1 protein-coding gene is annotated in these 303 nt (G+C 53.5%); it reads right to left on the reverse strand.

The annotated features are described in order from the left end of the window. A partial coding sequence (locus G4V62_RS19515; protein ID WP_212508862.1) for a chromate transporter occupies positions 1-303 on the reverse strand: 303 nt, incomplete at both ends.

Consider the following 303-nt stretch of genomic DNA (forward strand, 5'->3'; position numbering starts at 1 on the left):
AATGACGCATTTCCTGCCAAAAAGGAAGTGTTCCTGCGATTAACAAAAATGCTGGTAAAAAGATGGCGACCATCGCCAGAAGACCACCTTGCCATCCTCCGACGACAGCACCTATGTATGAAGCAAATGTAAACAACGGACCAGGCACCGCTTGAGCCGCTCCATACCCAGCGAGGAACGCTTCTTCACTCAACCAGCCCGCCGGCACAAATTCCCGTTCGAGCAACGGCAAGACGACGTGACCACCACCGAACACGAACGACCCCGCCCGATAAAACATATCGCTTAGCGCGAGCCATGATG

The organism is Litoribacterium kuwaitense (assembly GCF_011058155.1).
Lineage (GTDB): Bacteria > Bacillota > Bacilli > Bacillales > DSM-28697 > Litoribacterium > Litoribacterium kuwaitense.